Source organism: Delftia sp. ZNC0008 (assembly GCF_000799035.1).
GTDB lineage: Bacteria > Pseudomonadota > Gammaproteobacteria > Burkholderiales > Burkholderiaceae_C > Comamonas > Comamonas tsuruhatensis.
The window spans coordinates 1-6,173 of the sequence record NZ_JTKZ01000626.1; the positions used below are offsets into that span (position 1 = coordinate 1).

General features: G+C 67.8%; 5 protein-coding genes. 3 read left to right on the forward strand and 2 right to left on the reverse strand.

Annotated elements, in window-relative coordinates; all coding sequences use genetic code 11:
• The first annotated feature begins 146 nt into the window (after nt 1–146).
• Nucleotides 147–548: a group II truncated hemoglobin gene (locus L995_RS20530; RefSeq protein ID WP_047325961.1), complete on the forward strand. Its 402-nt coding sequence runs from the start codon at nt 147–149 to the stop codon at nt 546–548.
• Between the two features lie 81 nt (nt 549–629).
• Here the strand turns inward: L995_RS20530 and L995_RS20535 are convergent, their stop codons facing one another.
• Nucleotides 630–2,051: an NAD(P)/FAD-dependent oxidoreductase gene (locus L995_RS20535; protein ID WP_047473349.1), complete on the reverse strand. Its 1,422-nt coding sequence runs from the start codon at nt 2,049–2,051 to the stop codon at nt 630–632.
• A 334-nt stretch (nt 2,052–2,385) separates the two neighbouring features.
• Here L995_RS20535 and L995_RS20540 point away from each other — a divergent pair, with 334 nt between their 5' ends.
• Nucleotides 2,386–2,784, forward strand: a complete 399-nt coding sequence (locus L995_RS20540; protein ID WP_016454801.1) for a nuclear transport factor 2 family protein — start codon at nt 2,386–2,388, stop codon at nt 2,782–2,784.
• Between the two features lie 124 nt (nt 2,785–2,908).
• Nucleotides 2,909–4,351: an amino acid permease gene (locus tag L995_RS20545; RefSeq protein ID WP_047473352.1), complete on the forward strand. Its 1,443-nt coding sequence runs from the start codon at nt 2,909–2,911 to the stop codon at nt 4,349–4,351.
• A 47-nt stretch (nt 4,352–4,398) separates the two neighbouring features.
• Here the strand turns inward: L995_RS20545 and pdxR are convergent, their stop codons facing one another.
• Nucleotides 4,399–5,928, reverse strand: a complete 1,530-nt coding sequence (gene pdxR / locus L995_RS20550; protein WP_047473354.1) for a MocR-like pyridoxine biosynthesis transcription factor PdxR — start codon at nt 5,926–5,928, stop codon at nt 4,399–4,401.
• Between the last annotated feature and the right edge of the window lie 245 nt (nt 5,929–6,173).

Genomic DNA, 6,173 nt, shown 5'->3' on the forward strand with positions numbered 1-6,173 from the left:
CCACCTTGCTCGATGTGCTGGCCGGCATCACCGTGCTGACGGCGCTGGGCGTGTATGCCTTCTTGCGGGCCGGCACGCACGCAAGCACGGACATGGCACATGCCTGACAATCGCGGGTTTCACTCAGCCGCCAGCCGCTTTTCGCCATGTCAGAGGAATCCCAGAACAACGCGCCCCAGACCCCCTATGAATGGATCGGCGGCGAGCCCAGGGTGCAGGCCCTGGTGGACCGTTTCTACGATCTGATGGACCTGGAGCCCGGCTATGCCGAACTGCGTGCCGCCCATGGCAGCACGCTGGCCGACGCGCGCCAGAAGCTGTTCTGGTTCCTGTGCGGCTGGCTGGGCGGCCCTGACCATTACCAGGATCGCTTCGGCCACCCGCGCCTGCGCATGCGCCACATGCCGTTTTCCATCGGCATCCTGGAACGCGACCAGTGGGTGGCCTGCATGGACCAGGCCATGGGCGAGACCGGCGTGCCCGAGGAGTTGCGCGTGCGCCTCAAGGCCAGCTTCATGAACACGGCCGACTGGATGCGGAACCGGTAGCAGGTGGCTGCCCCCGGCGCTGCTGAAAAAAAAGGGCCGGCCCCCTGCAGCAGGCCGGCCCAAGCAGCAATCGGTTGGGGTTCAGAGCTTTTCGTCGCGCATGTAGTACCAGTGGTACAGGAACCGCTGCCCCAGCCGGCGAAACGGCGCAAACGCGGGCGAGCGCACCATGTTGAAGACGTTCGGATACTCCAGCTCCGAGTTGTAGATGGGCAGCTCGAAGGTCTTGCTCTGGCGGCCCGCGATGCGCTCGGCCATGCGACGGCCCGCGTGGGCCGAGAAGGAGACGCCGTTGCCGCCATAGCCCACGGCGTAGAAGATGCTCTGGCCCGGGTCGGGCTGGAAGACGCGCGGCATCATGTCGTGGCTCACATCGACCCAGCCCCACCAGGAGTAGTCGATGGTGATGCCCTTGAGCGCCGGGAACTTGCGGTGCAGGCCGTCCACCAGCTTGGCCATGTGGATGGGGTTGGGCGCATCGGCACCCGTGACGGCGCTGCGGCTGCCGATCTGCACGCGGTTGTCGGGCAGGCGGCGGTAGTAAAAGCGCAGCGTGCGCGTGTCGGTGATGACCTGGGTGGTCTTGAAGCCCGTGGCCTTCAGCTCCTGCTCGGTCAGCGGCCGCGTGACCAGCGAGTTCGAGAGGATGGGCATGATCTTGGAGCGCAGGCTGCCATGCAGGGCGTTGCTGGTGTAGCCGCCCGTGGCAAAGCCCACGGCGCGCGCCCGCACGGTGCCGCCGGGCGTGCGCAGGTGGTGCACGCCGTTGCGCGTCTCGACGCCCAGCACCGGGCTGGCCGGGTGCACCTTGACGCCCAGCTCCCGCGCCTTGCGCAGGTAGCCGAAGGCCAGCTTGAGCGGGTGCACGCCGATGCCGTCGGGCTCGTGCATGGCGCCGTGGCTGTCGGCGTCGTTCACATAGGCGCGGCGCAGCTCCTCGGGGCTGAGCATGCGGGCGTCGTAGCCGAAGACCTCGCGCATGATCTGGGTCTCGTTGCGCAGGAAGTCGAGTTTTTTTTCGCGGTGGGCGATGTAGAGGTGGCCGCCGGGCTGGGGCTCGCACTCGGGGAATTCGGCCACCAGGTCCTTGAAGGTCTGGAAGCCCTCGCGGATCTCGGCGTCGAGCTTGAGCGCCACGTCCTTGCCCCAGCGTGCGATCCATTGCGAGCGGTACAGGCGCCCGCTGGCGTTCTGCCCCTGGCCGCCGTTGCGGCTGGTGCAACCCCAGGCGGTCTGGTTGGCGTCCAGCACCACGGCGCGTATGCCGTGTTCGCGCGCCAGAAACAGGGCCGTGGCCAGGCCCGTGAAGCCCGAGCCGACGATGGCCACGTCCACGTCCATGTCGCCGGTGACCGGGCCGTCATCGTCTGGCGGTCGTCCCGCCGTGCCGACCCAGTAGGTGGGCGCATAGCCCGTGCCGTGGCCCGGGTTGGCGGCCACCAGCGGGTCGTACTGAGGGTCGTAGGGACGCAGGTGGCTGGGGCGGATGTCCTCGGCTTTCATGGCGGATGTCTCCTGGTGCGGCGGCTTGGGATCTGCCGCTTTTTGCTATGGATTCGGTGGAATGGGGCCAGTGCCGGCGAGCTCTGCAAGGCGGTGCACCGACGATGGAATCAGCATAGCCAGCAGGCCATGGAGCCAGTTAGCGCCACAGCCCAGCTTTCGATAGAGCCAGTGGCGGCCGGTGCGCGCGCCTGGACCTAACGATTGATGGCATCTGGTTCTAACGGGTCCGTGTGCCTGCTACCTACCATGGCCCATCGACATTTCGATGACGCGGCGCGGCGGCCCTGCCCGGGCCCGGCGCCGTGGGACCCACCACAGACAAGGAGACAGCATGAGCGCAGACACCAACCCTCCCGACGCACAGTTCCTGGCCCGCTTTGCCGAGGCCTGGAACCGCCACGACATCGAGGCCCTGATGGGCTTCATGGCCGATGAATGCGAGTTCCACGCCGTGGCCGGGCCCGATCTCATGGGCCGCAGCTTCATCGGCCGCCAGGCCGTGCGCGAGGGCTTCCAGATGGCCTGGCAGGCCTTTCCCGATGCGGCCTGGCTCGATGGAGACCACTTCGTGCAGGGCGACCGTGGCGTGTCCGAGAGCACCTTCAAGGGCACCAAGGCCGACGGCCTGCGCGTGGAAGCGCGCATGGTGGATGTCTTCACCTTCAAGGACGGAAAGATCGCCGTGAAGAACGCCTTCCGCAAGGACCGCCCGCCGGTGGCGGCCGCCTGACGGCGCGGGGCCATGCGGCCCCGTGCCACCGGGAACACCGGATACGCCACGGCAAGGCGCGCACCTGCGCAGCCACCACAACAGAGCATCAGCCGTGGCGCCTGAATAAAACAGGAGACAAGACATGATCGGAAATCAGCACGCCTCTTCACCGGGGCTTTCGCACGGGCTCAAGGAACGCCACATGACCATGATCGCCCTCGGTGGCGTCATCGGCGCCGGGCTGTTCGTGGGCAGCGGCGTCGTCATCAAGTCGGCCGGGCCGGCCGCGATTCTTTCCTTCCTCATCACGGGCCTGCTCGTGGTGCTGGTCATGCGCATGCTGGGCGAGCTGGCCTGCTCCATGCCCGGGGGAGGCTCGTTCTACGAGTTTGCGCGCGAGGCCTGGCGCGACCGTCCCGGCGTGGGCCGGCTGGCAGGCTTTCTGACGGGCTGGATGTACTGGTACTTCTGGGTCATCGTCGTGGCGCTGGAGGCCGTGGCCGGCGCCGACCTGGTGCGCTACTGGCTGCCCGATGTGCCCAACTGGAGCATCAGCCTGGTGCTGCTGGTGATGCTGACGCTGACCAACCTGGTGTCGGTCAAGTCCTTTGGCGAGTTCGAGTTCTGGTTCGCCTCCATCAAAGTGGCGGCCATCGTGGTCTTCCTGTTCGTGGCCGGCGTCTACGTGCTGGGCCTGACGCCCGCCTCGCAGGGCATGCACTTCGGCAACCTCACCGGCAACGGCGGCTTCATGCCCAACGGCATCGTGCCCGTGCTGACCGGGGCGGTGGCGGCCACGGGCTTTTACTTCGGCGCCGAGATCGTGACCATTGCCGCCGCCGAGACGGCCGAGCCGCAGAAGGCCGTGGCCAAGGCGACCAACTCGGTGATCACGCGCGTGCTGGTGTTCTATGTGGGCTCCATCTTCCTGGTGGCCTGCCTGGTGCCCTGGAATGCGGGCGGCATTGCCACGCCGTATGTCAGCGCGCTCAACACCATGGGCGTGCCGGCCGCCGCGCAGATCATGAATGCCATCGTGCTGACGGCCGTGCTGTCGGCGCTGAACTCGGGGCTGTATGCATCCTCGCGCATGCTGTTCGCGCTGACGCGGCGCGGCGATGCGCCCAAGGCGCTGGCCAAGGTCAGCCGCAACGGCGTGCCCACGCGGGCCATCCTGGTGGCCACGCTGTTCGGCTACGGCGCCGTGGTGATGTCCTATGTGTCGCCCGACAAGGTGTTTGCCTTCCTGGTCAATTCCTACGGTACGGTGGCGATCTTCGTCTACATCCTGATCGCCATCTCGCAGCTGCGCCTGCGCGCCCGGCTGGAGCGCGAGGCGCCCCACCAGCTCAAGGTGCGCATGTGGTGCTATCCGTACCTGACCTGGTTCGCCATCTTCGGCATGCTGTCCATCGTCATCGCCATGGCCTTCATCCCCGAGCAGCGCACGCCGCTGGCGCTGGGCGTGGCCAGCCTGTGCATTTTGCTGCTGGCCTACGCCGTGCGGCAGTTCCTGCAGCGCGGCGTGGCGCCCGTGGTGACATCGCTGTCCGAGGCTTCGCGGCCCGAGCCGCAGAAGTATTGACCCAGGGGCGACGGGGCCGGCAGGGCCGGTCCCGGCCATTCCTGGCGTTACTTCTCGGGCTGCTCCTCACGGATCGCATCGGCCAGGGCCTTCACGCCCTGGCCGATGTCGTTGGCGGGTATGGATTGGTAGCCCATGCGCATGTAGCTGCCGGGCGTGCCCGGGCGGGCGAAGAACACATCGCCGGGCTCGATGAGCACGCCGTGCGCGGCGGCACGCTGCGCCAGGGCATCGACAGGAATGTGGTCGGGCAGTTGCACCCAGCACGAGCCGCCGCCGCGCACGGGCGTGATGCGGCAGCCGGGCGCATGCTCGGCCATGGCGGCCGTGAGGGCTGCGTGCCGCTCCTTCTGCGCCTGGGCCAGGCGCCGCTGCTGGGCCTCGTAGTGGCCCAGGGAGATGAACATGGCCAGCGTGCGCTGCACGAAGGTGGCAGGGTGGCGGATCATGAGCCGGCGCAGTGCGCGCAGCTCGCGGATCAGCTCGGGCGCCGCCACGATGTAGCCCACGCGCAGGCCCGGCGCCAGGCTCTTGGACAGGCTGCCCACGTAGATCACGCGGTTGCTGCGGTCCAGGCTCTTGAGCGCCGGAATGGGCTGGCCGTCGAAGCTGCTCTCGCTCTCGTAGTCGTCCTCGATGAGGATGATGTCGTGCGCCTCGGCCATCTCCAGCAGCGCCTCGCGCCGGGCCAGCGGCATGGTCACGCCCGTGGGGCACTGGTGGCTGGGCGTCACGTAGAGGTAGTCCAGCTGGCGCAGCAGCGGCGTGACCGGCAGGCCCTGGCCGTCCACCGGCAGCGGGATGACCTGGGAGGTGCGGCTGCTGAAGATGTTGCGCGCATCGGGATAGCCGGGCTCCTCGATGCCCACGGCCGTGCCCTCGCGCATCAGCAGGTCGGCCACCATGTAGAGGGCGTGCTGCGCACCCACGGTAATGATCAGCTCGTCGGCCGAGGCCCAGACGCCGCGCCTGGGCAGGATCTTGGTCTGCACCTGCTGGATCAGCATCTCGTCGTCGCGCGCGATCTGGTCGGGCGCCCACTGGCGTATGTCCAGCACCCCCAGCGCCTTGAGGCAGCATTCGCGCCAGGCGGCCGTGGGAAACAGCTCCTTGTCGAACTGGCCGTACAGGAAGGGATAGGGGTAGCGCTGCCAGTCCTCTTCCTTGACGATGCTGCGCTGCTGGCTGGGCAGCAGCCACAGGCGCCGCGACCAGTCGGTGCGGCGGCCTTCGCCAGGGGTGCTGCTGGCCGCAGCGCCGCCTGGCGTGCGCCCCTTGAGTACGTCGGGATGGATGAAGTGGCCCTTGCGCTGGCGGCTCAGCAAAAAGGCTTCCTCGGCCAGTTGTTGGTAGGCCAGCACGACGGTGATGCGTGCCACGCCCAGGTGGCGCGCCAGCTCGCGGCTGGAGGGAATGGATTCGCCGGGTGCGAGGATGCCCGAGAGGATGGCATCGACCAGCATCTCGCGGATCTGGCCCTGCAGGCTCAGGGAGGGGCGGGCGCTGCGGCGAAACAGCTGCCCCCACATGGCGCCCTCGGGCGGTTGCGGCTGCGTGGCCGCGCGCTTGTCTGTCATGTCTTGTCGTTCCCGCCGCTGCGGCGGGCCGCTCGCTGTGTTTGTCTCCCGCGCAGGTGCAGGGCAGGGCCTGCATCCGCGACCGGCCAATATAGGCCAGCGCGGTGCGCCACGGGGCCGGGAGTTTGCGATGGTTGCAATTTTTGCGGAGAGGCCGGAAATTGATATACAATCGTTGTCTTGGCGGCTGTAGCTCAGCTGGATAGAGTACTTGGCTACGAACCAAGGGGTCGTGGGTTCGATTC

Bases quoted from the DNA above. Each gene is read 5' to 3' on its own strand.
- L995_RS20545 (WP_047473352.1), top strand. From the start codon at position 2,909: ATGATCGGAAATCAGCACGCCTCTTCACCGGGGCTTTCGCACGGGCTC.
- L995_RS20540 (WP_016454801.1), top strand. From the start codon at position 2,386: ATGAGCGCAGACACCAACCCTCCCGACGCACAGTTCCTGGCCCGCTTT.
- L995_RS20530 (WP_047325961.1), top strand. From the start codon at position 147: ATGTCAGAGGAATCCCAGAACAACGCGCCCCAGACCCCCTATGAATGG.
- pdxR (WP_047473354.1), bottom strand. From the start codon at position 5,928: ATGACAGACAAGCGCGCGGCCACGCAGCCGCAACCGCCCGAGGGCGCC.
- L995_RS20535 (WP_047473349.1), bottom strand. From the start codon at position 2,051: ATGAAAGCCGAGGACATCCGCCCCAGCCACCTGCGTCCCTACGACCCT.